Origin of the sequence: Bradyrhizobium yuanmingense (assembly GCF_900094575.1) — a bacterium.
Lineage (GTDB): Bacteria > Pseudomonadota > Alphaproteobacteria > Rhizobiales > Xanthobacteraceae > Bradyrhizobium > Bradyrhizobium yuanmingense.
This window is the reverse complement of sequence record NZ_FMAE01000001.1, coordinates 712,296-724,916: the sequence shown is the minus strand read 5'-3', so window position 1 is coordinate 724,916 and position 12,621 is coordinate 712,296. Positions and strand designations below refer to the sequence as shown.

Genomic DNA, 12,621 nt, shown 5'->3' with positions numbered 1-12,621 from the left:
CCACTGATATCAGGATCTTAATTTCTTGAGCATGATCTTACCGGAAAACCGCAACGCACTTTTCCGGATCATGCTCTAGCGCCGGGAGCGAACGCGCAAGCCCGGCGCGGGCCGCTCCTGGAGCACCTCGCGGCGGAAGCGGTAGAGCGCTGCCGGCCGTCCGCCCGTCTGTGTCGACATCACCCCGGTCGGTTCGACCAGGGCTTCCATCTCGACCAGGCGGCGGAAATTCTGCTTGTGCAGGTGCCGGCCGGAGATCGCCTCCACCGTGTGCTGCAGTTCAGTGAGTGTGAATTCGGTCGGCAAAAGTTCAAAGACCACAGGACGATACTTCAGCTTTGCGCGCAGCCGCGCGATTGCCGTGGCGAGAATCCGGCGGTGGTCGAACCGCATCGAGGTCCCGAGCGGGGGAAGCGTCTTGCGCGCCAATGCCGCAGGACGGCCATCGCGGCGGGCCTCCTCGATCAGCCCGGCCTCGTAGAGCAACTCGTAGCGGTCGAGCACGCGCTCCTCGTCCCAGGGTGCGCCGTCGAGACCGAAATAGAACCGCACGCGATCCTTCCGCGGCAGTGCGCGAATCGTCTCCGCCGTCTCCTCCTCGGCCCATTCGGTCAGCGCAGGGATGATGTCGCGGGCGATGATCGCCGGCGGCTGGTCCCGCCAGTCTTCCCAGGGGAAGAAGCGATACCAGGGCGCGAAGCTCGCCGCGTTTGTCGCGAGCTCGCCGCCCGCCGGGCGCGTCAGCGCGAGATAGCCGATCGAAACGATGTGGGCGCCGGTGTCGCCGGCCTCGGCATGACGGCCGCGATCGCCGAACGTGTAAAGTTGCTCGACGTAGCCGAGCCGCAGCCCCGCCTGTTGCTCGACCCAAGCGCGCAGGCCGATCTCGAACGTGCGATGGCTCACCGCGTCGAACGGGCCGAACGGCAGGCCGGCAAGCCCGTCGCTGCTATGCGCAGTGAGGATCAACGGCTCGTGGTTCTCGATCGCGACGATAGCGGCGGTGAGGCCGATTTCGATTGGCGTCAGCAGCGTCTCGCTCATGCGGCTGCCGTGTCGTTGAATTGAACAGAATGCCGCTTGGTTAAGACGGCCCATCCGCGGACTCGGTGCACCTCTCCCGCTTGCGGGAGAGGTCGCGTCGCATCGACAGATGCGAGGCGGGAGGGGGCTCTATCCTCTGGGGGAGTCTTCGTCGCCGAGATACCCTCTCCCCAACCCTCTCCCGCAGGCGGGAGAGGGGGCGCACCTCCATCGTGACAACCAGCTGTCATTCGAGCTCGATCGCGAAGGGGCGGCCTTCCACCATCATCGCGCCGGGGCCCATCTCGTCGAGCGCGCGCAGCATGCGGCCGTTGCGTCCGAGTGCACGATCGGCGAGGCCGACGATGCGCCGATTGGGCGAGGCGATCGGCGAGGCCGCGCGAATCTTCCTGGCGATCTCGATCTCGTCGCGATTTGGATTAAGCGCGCAAACGGCCGCGAACGCGCTGGCGGTGGAGCGGCTGATCCCGGCGTAGCAATGCACCACCAGCGGGGCGCTGCGGTCCCAGCCGCGCACGAAGTTGAGCACCTGCTCGATATGCGTCTCCGACGGCGCGACGAAGCCGTCCATTTCCTCGGTGATGTCGTCCATCGACACCTTGAGGTGGTTGGCCGGGAGCACCGAGACCGGACGCGCCACCTGCTCGACATTGGCCATCACGGTTAGCACGTGACTGGCCTTGGTGAGGCGGACGGTCTCGGGAAGCGCGGCGAGGGAACAGACGTGGATCATGGCGAACCTTTTTGCGCCCGATTATAGCGAGCGCTCGTAGGTGGGCAAAGGCGCATCGCGCCGTGCCCACCATTTCGCAATTGCGCGCATGTCGCTTGGTTCGGTGGGCACGCTTCGCTTTGCCCACCCTACGAAGGAATAATGCTACGCAAACACGGCGCCAAACCGCTCCAGAAACTGCTTCTCGGCCCGCGCCGCGGTCCAGGGCGTCAGATAGTCGCGTCGGACGCTGTCGGAGAGACCCGGATCCTTGCCGAACAGGCGCCGCGCTTCGCTTGCGCTGAAGCCGGCGAGCTCGGTCGCCTCGAGATAGGCCGCGCCGCGATCGGCGGCCTTGATGGCCTGCGTGATGTCATCTGGCAATACCGGCGGCAAACCGAAGCGGATATGGATGGCACCGAGCAGCCGCTTCTCGACGGCCTTGTAATGACCGTCGAGCACGGCCTTGAACGGCGAGATCATGTCGCCGATCACATATTCCGGCGCATCATGCAGCAGGGCCGCGAGCCGCACGCGCTGGTCGACGCGGGGTATCTCATGCCGCAGCACGGTCTCTACCAGCAGCGTATGCTGCGCGACCGAAAAGATGTGCGCGCCGAGGGTCTGTCCGTTCCAGCGCGCCACCCGCGCCAGCCCGTGCGCGATGTCGCCGATTTCGATGTCGAGCGGGGAAGGATCGAGCAGGTCGAGCCGCCGGCCCGACAGCATGCGCTGCCAGGCGCGGACCTCTTCGTTGCGCGCTGCCTTCTTCGCCGTCATTTGGCCTTGAGGCGCAGCTTGCGCTGGGTCTTGCTGCAAGTCGCATGACAGTGGCAGTCGACCAGGTGGTCGTTGACCATGCCGGTCGCCTGCATGAAGGCATAGACGATGGTCGGGCCGACGAATTTGAAGCCGCGCGAGGACAGCTCCTTGGAGATCTGCACCGAGAGCGGCGTCGAGGCCGGCACGCTTGCCGTGGTCTTGAACTGGTTGACCTTGGGCCGTCCGTCCATGAAGTCCCACAGCAGCTTCGAGAAGCCCGGGCCCTTCTCCATGATGTCGAGATATGACTTTGCACTCAGGATCGCGCCTTCGATCTTGGCCTTGTTGCGCACGATACCCGCATCGTTCATCAGCGCGTGAACCTTCTTGGGCGTGTAACGCGCGATCTTCTCCGGCTGGAAATCGTCGAAGGCTTTGCGGAAATTGTCGCGCTTGCGCAGGATCGTGATCCAGGACAGGCCGGCCTGGAAGCCGTCCAGCATCAGCTTCTCGTACAGCGCGCGGTCGTCGTATTCCGGCACGCCCCATTCGGTGTCGTGATAGGCGACGTAAAGCGGATCTTCGCCCGGCCAGGGGCAGCGGGTCAGACCATCGGGATGCAAGCGGGCAGCGCGGCTCATGCGATCGGCTGCTTGGCTGGAATGCGAACGACGTCTGGTTCAGCGAGTGTCAAAGCCAGCCCCCCAGCGGTGAGCGGCTGGCCTGCATCGAGTGCATCGGCGACACGATCGATGCGCACCAGCGCGATGCCCTTGCCGCCGGCCGTCGAGCCGATGGTGCCGACCGGCTTGTCGCCGGCGAGAATGGTTGTGCCAGGCTCGGGCGAGGCGTCCTCGAGCAGCACCTTCACGCTGCGCGTGCGCGCGGTGCCGCGATGCTGCATGCGCGAGACGACCTCCTGGCCGACATAGCAGCCCTTGTCGAAATCGACGCCGGCGAGGCGGTCCATGTTGGTCTCATGCGGGAACGCATCGCTGTACATGAAATCGAGCCCGCCGCGCGGCACGCCGAGCGCAATGCGATGCGCCTCGTACTCGGCTGCATCGACCAGCTCGGCGCCAATGAGATCGGACAGTTTCTGCTTGAGATCTTCCTGGACCAGGATGCGGGTGCCGAGCCCCTCAGCCCGCGGATCGGCAAAGGCAAGGTCGGGCTGCGCCGTCGGCTCGCCGTCCCAGGCCGCGAGCACGCCGAGGTCGAGCTTGTCCACGGTGACCTTGGCGCGCAGCTTGTAGAATTTCAGCTTGGTGGCGAGGGTGTCCGCCAGCGCCTTGGGGCAGTCGATCAGGAACCCGCCGCCGTGGCCCGCGGACGCTTCCGTGATCAGGAAATCCACGATGATCTTGCCCTGCGGCGTCAGCAATGCGCCGAATCGCCCCAGACCAGGTTTCAGCCTGTCCAGGTCGGTGGTGACGAGGCCATTGAGGAAGTTGCGCGCATCCTCACCCGCGACTTTGATCACGCCCCGGTCGGGAAGAAACGCCGATTTCATGCGAAAATCTCTTGCGACATGTTGCTCCGGAACGTAAGCCCGCAACGCATAAACGACAAGACCTCGAGCCCTGCGCCCTGAGGATGAGAGAGGCCCAATGACCCAGCGTTTCGATGTGATCCTGAAGGGTGGCACCGTCTTCAACCAGGACGGCGAGGGCGTGCGGGATATCGGCATCACGGGCGGCCGCATCGCCGAGCTCGGTCCGCTGTCGCAAGGCTCGGCCGCCGAGGTGATCGACTGCAAGGGTCTGCACATCCTGCCCGGCGTGATGGACACGCAGGTGCATTTCCGCGAGCCCGGGCTGACGCACAAGGAAGACCTCGAGACCGGCTCGCGCAGCGCCGTGATGGGCGGCGTCACCGCCGTGTTCGAGATGCCGAACACCTCGCCGCTGACCGTGACGGAGGCGGAATTCACCGACAAGGTGAAGCGCGCCCATCACCGCATGCATTGCGATTTCGCCTTCTTCATCGGCGGCACCCGCGAGAACGTGCAGGACCTGCCTGTGCTGGAGCGCGCACCCGGCTGCGCCGGCGTCAAGGTGTTTATCGGCTCGTCCACCGGCGCGCTTTTGGTGGAGGACGACGAGAGCCTGCGCCGCATTTTCCAGGTGATCCGCCGCCGCGCCGCCTTCCACGCCGAGGACGAATACCGCCTCAACGAGCGCAAATCGCTGCGCATCGAGGGCGATGCGCGCTCGCATCCGGTCTGGCGCGACGAGACCGCGGCGCTGATGGCGACGCAGCGCCTCGTCAAGCTCGCGCACGAGACCGGCAAGCGTATTCACGTGCTGCACATCTCGACCAAGGAGGAGATCGAGTTCCTGCGCGACCACAAGGATGTCGCCTCCTGCGAGGCGACGCCGCACCATCTCACCCTGGTCGCGCCGGAATGCTACGAGCGGCTCGGCACGCTGGCGCAGATGAACCCGCCGGTGCGCGGCGCCGATCATCGTGCCGGCATTTGGCGCGGCATCGAACAGGGCATCATCGACGTGCTCGGCTCCGACCACGCCCCGCATACGCTGGAGGAGAAGCAGAAGACCTATCCCGCTTCGCCTTCCGGCATGACCGGCGTGCAGACGCTGGTGCCTGTGATGCTCGATCACGTCAATGCGGGCCGGCTCTCGCTGGCACGTTTCGTCGACCTCACTAGTGCCGGTCCCGCGCGCCTCTACAACATGGCCTGCAAGGGCCGGATCGCCGCCGGCTACGATGCCGACTTCACCATCGTGGATTTGAAGCGCAGCGAGACCATCACCAACAAATGGGTGGCGTCCAAGGCCGGCTGGACGCCCTATGATGGCGTTCGCGTCACCGGCTGGCCGGTCGGCACCTTTATCCGCGGCCGTCGCGTGATGTGGCAGGGCGAGCTGGTGGCGGCCGCGCAGGGCGAGCCGGTGCGGTTCCTGGAGACGCTGAAGCAGTAGGGTGACGTGTGGGGATGCACACTGCTTCCCCACACGTCATTGCGAGCGCAGCGAAGCAATCCAGTCTGTCGCCGCGGAAAGACTCTGGATTGCTTCGCTGCGCTCGCAATGACGAGAGGAGCGGTCTACACTTCCTCTCGAACGGGAGTGTAGTCGGATGTCACAGCCAACCGCCCTCATCACCACCGAGCAACTCGCTGCCATGCTCGGCGATCCCAAACTTCGCCTCTACGACTGCACGACGTACAACGAACCAGTCCCGCCGGGCAGCGACGTGCCGTATCGCGCGGTGCCCGGTGACAAGACGTTCGCCGCCGGCCATATCCCCGGCGCCGATTTCCTCGACCTGCAAGGCGAGTTTTCTGACGCCTCGTCGCAACACTTCTTCATGATGCCCGATGTCGCCCAGCTGGAGGCCGCCTTCGGCCGCCACGGCCTCGATGCGGGCAAAACAATCGTGCTCTACAGCATCGGGACGATGATGTGGGCAACACGGTTCTGGTGGATGCTGCGCGCGCTCGGCGTCGATGCCCACGTGCTCGACGGCGGCTTCGACAAATGGCAGCAGGAGGGACGGCCGACCGAGACGGGCGCACCGAAAGGCTATCCGGTGACGGCCTTCAAGGCGGCGCCGCGCCCAGGCTGCTTCGTCGACAAGGAAGCCGTGCTGGCGAAGATCGGCGATCCCGCAACCATCATCGTCAACGCGCTCGGGCCGCAGTTTCACCGCGGCCTCGAGCCGAGCCGCTATGGCCGGCCGGGCCGCGTTCCCGGCAGCGTCAACGTTCCCGCAGCCACACTCGTGAATGCCGACAAGACGCTGGCGGATCTTGCGGATGCGCAAGCGAAGTTCGCCGCCCAGGGCGTCACGCGCGAAAAGAACGTGATTCTTTATTGCGGCGGCGGCATCTCGGCGACGATCGACCTCCTGCTGCTGACGCAGCTCGGCTACGACAAGCTGACGCTCTACGACGCTTCGATCGGCGAATGGGCGAGGGATCCGGCGCTGCCGATCGAGACGGACTGAGGCGCGCGTTCCCGGGTCTGTCGGGAACATCTCCCGGTCATCGCGAGACTAATGCTTGTCCGCCGGCAACGGCTTCCGTGCGATAAGAGCGGCAGACTTCGCGACGCCTTTCGCCAAGTCATTCATCCGTCAACTGGCCCCGCCCGCGTGGCGGGGTCATTTTCAGGACGGCTTACTGCCTGCAGATGCCGACCGAGAATTCGCCGTTGCGAATGCGGCCGGGAAAGCCCTCGACGAACTTTGCCACTGCGTCCTCGCCATAGGTGCCGACGAGCTCGGCGAGGGCCGCGAACAGGCTCGCCTGCGCCAGGCAGTCGCCGTCGACGCCGTCATGACGCGCCTCGGCCCAGGCCTCGTTGAGATAGCTCAGTGCGGCCTGTTTCTGCTCGTGATCGGGCAGCGGCGCGCGGGCGGGGGCGTAGGAAATCGGCTGGCTCATGAAACTCGGTCAGGCTGGGGCGCGATCCACGGCGATGCGCTGTGCGAGAGGTGTAGCACGGGCGTTAACGACCGCTAGGCCACATCTTTAAGAACGGTTAACGGCGGTGAACAAAGTCGATGACAGGGTTCCAGGCCCGCACATGCGTCGACCGCGCCGTCATTCCGGGGCGCGCCTCGCGCGAGCCCGGAATCCATCGGGCATCAGAGACGGTGGATGAATGGATTCCGGGCTCTCGCGCGCGAGCCCCGGAATGACGGGGTAGCTAGTTCGCGTAGCGCGCCGTGAGATCGCGCGAGATCTTCGAGCCTTCCTCGATGTAGCGGCGGATCGCCACCATCGCGGCCGGCGTGCAGCTGCGATAGGTCTGCTGAAAACCGTTATAGCCGCGGTTGAAGCCGGCGATCATGCGGGTGCGGCGCTCGCCGGAGGGGGTCTCGGCATCGATCAGCGCCTGCATCTCGTTGCGCCATTTGTTACCCTCGTTGGCCCCGCAGATGCCGCGCAGATAGTGCAGGCCGCCGAGGATCTCGGCCAGCCGCTGCAGTTCGCCGTCAAACGGCGCCGCCACGTCCTGGGCCCTCGCAGGCACGGAGGCGCAGGCGAGAATCAGGACAAAAATGGCCAGAAATCGCGACGACATCGGCGGCTGTATGCCCCCTCGGGACGGCTGGCGCAAGGCGGGCGGTCAGGCTCCAAGCAGCCGGTGAGCGGACAGGATGACCTCCTCCAGCCCCCCGGTCAGCTTGAGGTCGCCGAGGCTTGCCAGGGCGCCAGGGGCGATCCAGCGGTGATCGTCGAGCTCGTCGTTCAGCGCCGGCTCCCGGGCCGTCCAGCGCGCGGCAAAGGACATGATCAGGTAATGGCCGGCGCCGGCCGCGGCCGGCAGCACCTCGCGCCAGCCGGCGAGGCCAATGATCTCGATGCAAAGGCCGGTTTCCTCGTCGACCTCGCGGCTCAGGGCCTGATGCAGCGATTCGCCGAACTCGACCCGGCCACCCGGCAGCGAATAGAAGCCCTTGGCCGGCGAGCGGGCGCGGCGGACCAGTAGCACCTTGCCGTCGCGGAAGATCGCCGCGCTGACCGCAAGCTGGGGATGGGCAGGATGGACGATTGCGGCCAATCGCGTCACCTATCCGGATGAGTCGCCATGATGGTGTCGACGTCGGCTTCCGCCCCGCCATTGATGATGCCGCCGCAGGCTGCGATCAGGGGCTTGACCCAAAGCGTGGCCTGCTCGGCGAGGCGGACCCGCGTCGTGTCCTTCTCGACCTCGCGCATGGCCGAGCCGACCGCGGTCAGGATCGAGGTCATGGTATCCGTCAAGTGGTCGAACTGGGCACGCACGTTGGGATCGGCTTTCTCATAGGCTTCGATCGCCAAATCCCGCGCCTTGAAATTCGACGCCGTGAAATGCTCGGCATAAGACAGCGGCGTCCAGGTCAGGAAGTCTTCGGCGCATTCCGGCATATCCGGCACCATTTCGAGCAGCATCACGGCTTCATTGAAATGGTTGAGATAGTCGGTGGCAAGCCCGGTCCGCGGATTGATGTTGGCCACGCGCAGCCGTTCGGCCCAGGCGGTCGCCTCAGGGCCCGTCTGTACATGCGTCCGCGCGGGTTGGGAGGCCGTTGAGCTCATCTGCCGCAGTGTTAACGTTCGGGGTTAAAAGGACCTGAACGGACCCTATATAGGCCTCCAAGGATGTGTGGACGCTTCGTCATAACTTCGGCCCCCGCGGCTTTGCGGCAACTGTTCGGCTATGTCGAGCAGCCGAATTTCCCGCCCCGGTACAATGTCGCCCCGACGCAACCGATTCCGGTGGTGCTGCTCGAGAACGGCGCGCGCCATTTCCGCCTGATGCGCTGGGGTCTTCTGCCCGGCTGGGTCAAGGACCCCCGCGGGTTCACGCTCCTGATCAACGCCCGTTCCGAGACGGTGCTGGAGAAGCCTGCGTTCAAGAACGCGATTCGCCGCCGGCGCGGCCTGATTCCGGCCGATGGTTATTACGAGTGGAAGACGCAAACCGGCCGCAAGCAGCCCTTTTTCATCCACCGTGCCGACGGTGAGCCGCTCGGCTTTGCCGCTGTGTTCGAGACCTGGGTCGGTCCGAACGGCGAGGAACTCGACACGGTCGCGATCGTCACCGCCGCGGCGGGCGAGGATCTCGCCGCGCTGCATGACCGCGTGCCCGTCACCATCAGCCCGCACGACTTCGAGCGCTGGCTCGACAGCAAGGGCGACGAGATCGACGCGATCCTGCCCTTGATGAGGCCCCCGCGCGCCGGCGAATTCGCCTGGCACCCGGTCTCCACCCGCGTCAACCGCGTCGCCAATGATGACGAGCAGCTCGTGCTGCCGATCAGCGCGGATGAGATCGAGGCTGAGGCCGAGGCGGCGAAGCCGAAGAAGGCGGTGCGGAAGACTGCGGCAGCGTCATCAGATGACGGGCAGGGGTCGTTGTTCTAGGTGCGGTGCCGCCACTCACTCCGCTGTCGTCCCGGACAAGCGCGCCCAAAGCGCGCGCCGATCCGGGACCCATAGCCACAGGATGAGGTTATGGCGCAAACTGTTCACCACGAGTCTTCGTCAAACGCGATCCTGTGGTTATGGGTCCCGGGTTCGCGCTACGCGCGCCCCGGGACGACGACTGAGTGTGAGGCGCTGCCGTCACACAATCTCCCGCGCTCTCAGCCCCGCGATCTCTCCCGCATCGAATCCCAGCTCGCCCAGCACCGCGTCCGTATCCGCGCCCAGCTCCGGCGCCATGCGATCCAGCCTGCCGCCGCCATGGGCCAGCTTGAAGCCGCTGCCGGCAAAGCGCAGGCGGCCGTATTCCGTGTCCAGCTCCTGGATCGCGCCGCGCGCCTTGATTTGGGGATGGTCGATGACCTCCTCGACCTTCCAGATGCTGGCGCAGGGCGCGCCGGCGTCCTCAAGAATTGTCTCCCATTCGCGTGCCGGCCGTTTTGCCAGCGCCTGCTCGATGATGGCGCGCAGCGCGCCCTCGTTCTCGTTGCGCGAGAACCAGTCGGCAAAGCGCGGATCTGACAGCGTATCCTCGCGGCCGAGCGCAGCCATCAGCGCGCGGTACTGCTTCTCGTTGTTGACGGCGAGTAGGATATGGCCGTCGCCGCACTTGAACAAATTCGCCGTGGTCCGGCGGCTCACCGCCTGATTGCCCGATAGCTGCTGTCGATGTCCGGCGACCGACCAGTCGGCGATCTGGCCCGAGAGAAACGCCAGCGTCGCCTCCAGCATGGAGACGTCGATCAGCTGCCCCTTGCCGGTGCGGTCGCGCTGGTACAGCGCGCTGGACACGCCGAACGCAGCGGTGGCGCCCGAGAGCACGTCGCACACGGCAAAGCCCGCGCGCGTCGGCCCCGTCTCGGGGTGGCCGGTGATCGCCATGATCCCCGACAGCGCCTGCATCTTGCCGTCATAGCCGGGCCGCAGGCGATCCGGCCCGGTCTGGCCGAAACCCGACACCGCGCAATAGATCAGCTTTGGGTTGATCGCGGACAGCGCCTCATAGCCGATGCCGAGCTTGTCCATCACGCCGGGGCGGAAATTCTCCATGACCACGTCGACGCGGCCTGCGAGCTTCTTCACGATCGCGATCGCCTCCGGCTTCTGCAGATCGAGCGTCAGGCTGCGCTTGTTGCCGTTGACCGCTTGGAATGCCGGCGCCAGAGCGCGCTCGGCCCATTCGCGGCTGAGCGGCGTGCGGCGCATGTCCTCGCCCTCGCGCCGCTCGACCTTGATGACGTCGGCGCCTAGCAGTGCGAGCTGGTAGCTCGCGTAGGGGCCGGCCAGCACTTGCGTGAAATCCAGGATCTTCACGCCCTCGAACGGTCGCGTCACCTCGCTCTCCCTCGGCTTGTGGTTGGAGGACGTCAGGCGGCGCGGTTGCCGCGCGCGATCTCCTTCTGCTTGTCGAATTCGGCGCGGCGCCGCGCCAGCTCTTCAGGCGAGAGCTGCGCAACGTTGTTGTAGTCGAGCTTCCAGGAGGCGTCCTCGTTCCAGCGCAGCGGCGATTGCATCGTGGTCTGGGGACCGCTCGCGGTCTCCAGCAGTCGGAGTGCCAGCTCGAGCGTCTGGGCCTGCGACGCGATGTCGTGCGGCTTGCCGGCGGAATTGCCGAGCGGGAAGTCGGAGAACAGGAAGCGCGGCACGGCCGCGTGCTCGACGATGTCCTTGGCGCAGCCCATGACCACGGTGGCAATGCCGTTGCGCTCCAGGTGCCGCGCCACCAGCGCCGTGGTCTGGTGGCAGACCGGGCAGTTTGGCACCAGCACCGCGACGTCGACCTTGTCCGCGAGGCAGCGCGCCAGGATCTCCGGCGCGTCGGTGTCGAGCGTCACGCGATGGCTGCGGTTGGTCGGCGCGCCGAAGAAGCGCTGGCTCACTTCGCCGATGCGGCCGGCGGCGCTCGCCTTCAACAGCTGCGGCAGCGGAAACCAAGTGCCGCTGTCGGTGGCTGAGGTGTGCTTACGGTCGTAGCCGATGTGCGAGATGCGCAGATCGTGCTTTTTCGACGTGTCGCCGTCATAGACCTGATAAAACTTCGCGCTGCCATTATACGCCGCGCCCGGCCCCTGGTCGCCCTTGGCCGGATCGTAGGGCGCCGCGGTGGTGATGATGGTGACGCGCGATTGCGACAACGGCTTCTTCAGCGGCTGGAACGGCGCCTCGGTGTAATGCGCCCAGCGGTACGGCGTGGTGTAGCCGATCGCCGCGTAATAATCCCGGGTGCGCTGCATGTAGGGGACGGGGGAATCGTAGTCGGGCGCAAAGCCGAATTCATCGTCGCGCGGAGCGGACATGGCGCGTCTCCTGGTTGTTGGTTGACGACAGACTAGAGATAGTTTTGCGGTTGCTCAACCGGGGGGGAGCGGCGGCGCAGGTCTGAATTGCAGGCTTGATAGAGCGAGCTGCGCTCCTCCCCTCTCCCCTTGTGGGAGAGGGTGGATCGCCGCATAGCGGCGAGACGGGTGAGGGGTATCCATCCTCACGAACGATCTCACAAGTGGAGAGAACCCCTCATCCGGCGCTTCGCGCCACCTTCTCCCACAAGGGGAGAAGGAAGAACAGCCGCAAGGTCACCTGAACACATGCAGCGCCACATACTGCAGCAGCATGATCGCCTTGGCGTCGATGATGCGGCCGTCGGCGATCATCGCCAGGGCCTCGTCGATGGACAGCTCCAGCACCTCGATGTCCTCGCCCTCGTGCTCCAGGCCGCCGCCGTCGCTCACCCGCATCTCGGGCTCGTATTCGGCGACGAAGAAATGCAGCTTCTCGGTGATGGCGCCGGGGCTCATGAAGGCCTCGAACACCTTGTGGACATGGTGCAGGCGATAGCCGGTCTCTTCCTCCGCCTCGGCGCGGATGCGCTCCTCGGGCTCGGCGTTGTCGAGCACGCCGGCGGCGGCCTCGATCAAGAGGTCGTCGTAACCGCGGATGAAGGCCGGAAGGCGGAACTGGCGCACCAGGATCACGGTCCGTCGCGCGAGATTATATGGCAGCACGGCGGCAGCGTTGTCGCGCTCATAGGTCTCGCGATGCTGGGTCTGCCACTCGCCACTTGCGCGCCGGTATTCGAAGGTCGTGGTCTTCAGCGTGGTCCAACCGTCCGAGAGCACGCGGACGTCCTTGATGCGGACGCGGTCGGAAAGGGTCATGCCTCGAT

The 12,621-nt window shown here is 65.7% G+C and carries 15 protein-coding genes; 3 read left to right on the top strand and 12 right to left on the bottom strand.

Going from position 1 to position 12,621, the window contains the following annotated elements:
• Window positions 1-75: 75 nt before the first annotated feature.
• From GA0061099_RS03300 to ygfZ, 5 genes are all read right to left on the bottom strand, one after another.
• Entirely contained in the window at window positions 76-1,044 is a 969-nt protein-coding gene (locus tag GA0061099_RS03300) for an NUDIX hydrolase (protein WP_036028309.1), read from the bottom strand.
• A 226-nt stretch (window positions 1,045-1,270) separates the two neighbouring features.
• Complete coding sequence (locus tag GA0061099_RS03295; protein WP_036028306.1) at window positions 1,271-1,777, bottom strand: tyrosine phosphatase family protein; 507 nt, start codon at window positions 1,775-1,777, stop codon at window positions 1,271-1,273.
• A 144-nt stretch (window positions 1,778-1,921) separates the two neighbouring features.
• Window positions 1,922-2,536 (bottom strand): YfbR-like 5'-deoxynucleotidase, encoded by a 615-nt coding sequence (locus GA0061099_RS03290; protein WP_036028303.1) that lies wholly within the window; start codon window positions 2,534-2,536, stop codon window positions 1,922-1,924.
• Entirely contained in the window at window positions 2,533-3,159 is a 627-nt protein-coding gene (locus tag GA0061099_RS03285; protein ID WP_036003631.1) for a DNA-3-methyladenine glycosylase I, read from the bottom strand. Before GA0061099_RS03285 ends, GA0061099_RS03290 begins: the two co-directional genes overlap by 4 nt.
• On the bottom strand, window positions 3,156-4,031 hold the full coding sequence (gene ygfZ, locus GA0061099_RS03280) for a CAF17-like 4Fe-4S cluster assembly/insertion protein YgfZ (RefSeq protein ID WP_036028301.1): 876 nt from the start codon (window positions 4,029-4,031) through the stop codon (window positions 3,156-3,158). Before ygfZ ends, GA0061099_RS03285 begins: the two co-directional genes overlap by 4 nt.
• 97 nt (window positions 4,032-4,128) lie before the next feature.
• On the opposite strand from ygfZ, the gene GA0061099_RS03275 reads away from it, so the two are divergent.
• Together GA0061099_RS03275 and GA0061099_RS03270 are read left to right on the top strand one after the other, a co-directional pair.
• Window positions 4,129-5,463, top strand: a complete 1,335-nt coding sequence (locus GA0061099_RS03275; RefSeq protein ID WP_036028299.1) for a dihydroorotase — start codon at window positions 4,129-4,131, stop codon at window positions 5,461-5,463.
• Window positions 5,464-5,620: 157 nt separating this feature from the next.
• Window positions 5,621-6,490, top strand: coding sequence for a sulfurtransferase (locus tag GA0061099_RS03270; RefSeq protein WP_036028297.1), 870 nt, complete (start codon window positions 5,621-5,623; stop codon window positions 6,488-6,490).
• 172 nt (window positions 6,491-6,662) lie between these two features.
• Here GA0061099_RS03270 and GA0061099_RS03265 read toward each other — a convergent pair whose 3' ends face one another.
• The 4 genes from GA0061099_RS03265 to GA0061099_RS03250 all read right to left on the bottom strand — a co-directional run bounded on the left by GA0061099_RS03265 (window position 6,663) and on the right by GA0061099_RS03250 (window position 8,570).
• The gene (locus GA0061099_RS03265; RefSeq protein WP_036003643.1) at window positions 6,663-6,929 is read right to left on the bottom strand and encodes a hypothetical protein; all 267 of its coding nucleotides are present in this window, start codon (window positions 6,927-6,929) and stop codon (window positions 6,663-6,665) included.
• Between the two features lie 265 nt (window positions 6,930-7,194).
• Window positions 7,195-7,572, bottom strand: a complete 378-nt coding sequence (locus GA0061099_RS03260; RefSeq protein WP_036003646.1) for a TIGR02301 family protein — start codon at window positions 7,570-7,572, stop codon at window positions 7,195-7,197.
• A gap of 45 nt (window positions 7,573-7,617) precedes the next feature.
• Window positions 7,618-8,052, bottom strand: a complete 435-nt coding sequence (locus tag GA0061099_RS03255) for an NUDIX hydrolase (RefSeq protein WP_036003648.1) — start codon at window positions 8,050-8,052, stop codon at window positions 7,618-7,620.
• A gap of 5 nt (window positions 8,053-8,057) precedes the next feature.
• Window positions 8,058-8,570, bottom strand: a complete 513-nt coding sequence (locus GA0061099_RS03250; RefSeq protein ID WP_074447530.1) for a hypothetical protein — start codon at window positions 8,568-8,570, stop codon at window positions 8,058-8,060.
• 63 nt (window positions 8,571-8,633) lie between these two features.
• On the opposite strand from GA0061099_RS03250, the gene GA0061099_RS03245 reads away from it, so the two are divergent.
• On the top strand, window positions 8,634-9,398 hold the full coding sequence (locus GA0061099_RS03245) for an SOS response-associated peptidase (RefSeq protein ID WP_036028292.1): 765 nt from the start codon (window positions 8,634-8,636) through the stop codon (window positions 9,396-9,398).
• Window positions 9,399-9,599: 201 nt separating this feature from the next.
• Here GA0061099_RS03245 and GA0061099_RS03240 read toward each other — a convergent pair whose 3' ends face one another.
• From GA0061099_RS03240 to GA0061099_RS03230, 3 genes are all read right to left on the bottom strand, one after another.
• The gene (locus GA0061099_RS03240) at window positions 9,600-10,793 is read right to left on the bottom strand and encodes a CaiB/BaiF CoA transferase family protein (RefSeq protein ID WP_036028291.1); all 1,194 of its coding nucleotides are present in this window, start codon (window positions 10,791-10,793) and stop codon (window positions 9,600-9,602) included.
• A 32-nt stretch (window positions 10,794-10,825) separates the two neighbouring features.
• Window positions 10,826-11,755: a glycine/sarcosine/betaine reductase selenoprotein B family protein gene (locus GA0061099_RS03235; protein ID WP_036028288.1), complete on the bottom strand. Its 930-nt coding sequence runs from the start codon at window positions 11,753-11,755 to the stop codon at window positions 10,826-10,828.
• 276 nt (window positions 11,756-12,031) lie between these two features.
• A complete protein-coding gene (locus GA0061099_RS03230; RefSeq protein ID WP_036028286.1) occupies window positions 12,032-12,613 on the bottom strand; it encodes an NUDIX hydrolase in 582 nt (193 codons plus the stop codon).
• Between the last annotated feature and the right edge of the window lie 8 nt (window positions 12,614-12,621).

Excerpts from the sequence above, each read along its gene's own strand:
- GA0061099_RS03300 (WP_036028309.1), bottom strand. The coding sequence starts at position 1,044 with ATGAGCGAGACGCTGCTGACGCCAATCGAAATCGGCCTCACCGCCGCT.
- GA0061099_RS03235 (WP_036028288.1), bottom strand. The coding sequence starts at position 11,755 with ATGTCCGCTCCGCGCGACGATGAATTCGGCTTTGCGCCCGACTACGAT.
- ygfZ (WP_036028301.1), bottom strand. The coding sequence starts at position 4,031 with ATGAAATCGGCGTTTCTTCCCGACCGGGGCGTGATCAAAGTCGCGGGT.
- GA0061099_RS03260 (WP_036003646.1), bottom strand. The coding sequence starts at position 7,572 with ATGTCGTCGCGATTTCTGGCCATTTTTGTCCTGATTCTCGCCTGCGCC.
- GA0061099_RS03245 (WP_036028292.1), top strand. The coding sequence starts at position 8,634 with ATGTGTGGACGCTTCGTCATAACTTCGGCCCCCGCGGCTTTGCGGCAA.
- GA0061099_RS03265 (WP_036003643.1), bottom strand. The coding sequence starts at position 6,929 with ATGAGCCAGCCGATTTCCTACGCCCCCGCCCGCGCGCCGCTGCCCGAT.
- GA0061099_RS03295 (WP_036028306.1), bottom strand. The coding sequence starts at position 1,777 with ATGATCCACGTCTGTTCCCTCGCCGCGCTTCCCGAGACCGTCCGCCTC.
- GA0061099_RS03290 (WP_036028303.1), bottom strand. The coding sequence starts at position 2,536 with ATGACGGCGAAGAAGGCAGCGCGCAACGAAGAGGTCCGCGCCTGGCAG.
- GA0061099_RS03250 (WP_074447530.1), bottom strand. The coding sequence starts at position 8,570 with ATGAGCTCAACGGCCTCCCAACCCGCGCGGACGCATGTACAGACGGGC.
- GA0061099_RS03270 (WP_036028297.1), top strand. The coding sequence starts at position 5,621 with ATGTCACAGCCAACCGCCCTCATCACCACCGAGCAACTCGCTGCCATG.
- GA0061099_RS03285 (WP_036003631.1), bottom strand. The coding sequence starts at position 3,159 with ATGAGCCGCGCTGCCCGCTTGCATCCCGATGGTCTGACCCGCTGCCCC.
- GA0061099_RS03275 (WP_036028299.1), top strand. The coding sequence starts at position 4,129 with ATGACCCAGCGTTTCGATGTGATCCTGAAGGGTGGCACCGTCTTCAAC.
- GA0061099_RS03230 (WP_036028286.1), bottom strand. The coding sequence starts at position 12,613 with ATGACCCTTTCCGACCGCGTCCGCATCAAGGACGTCCGCGTGCTCTCG.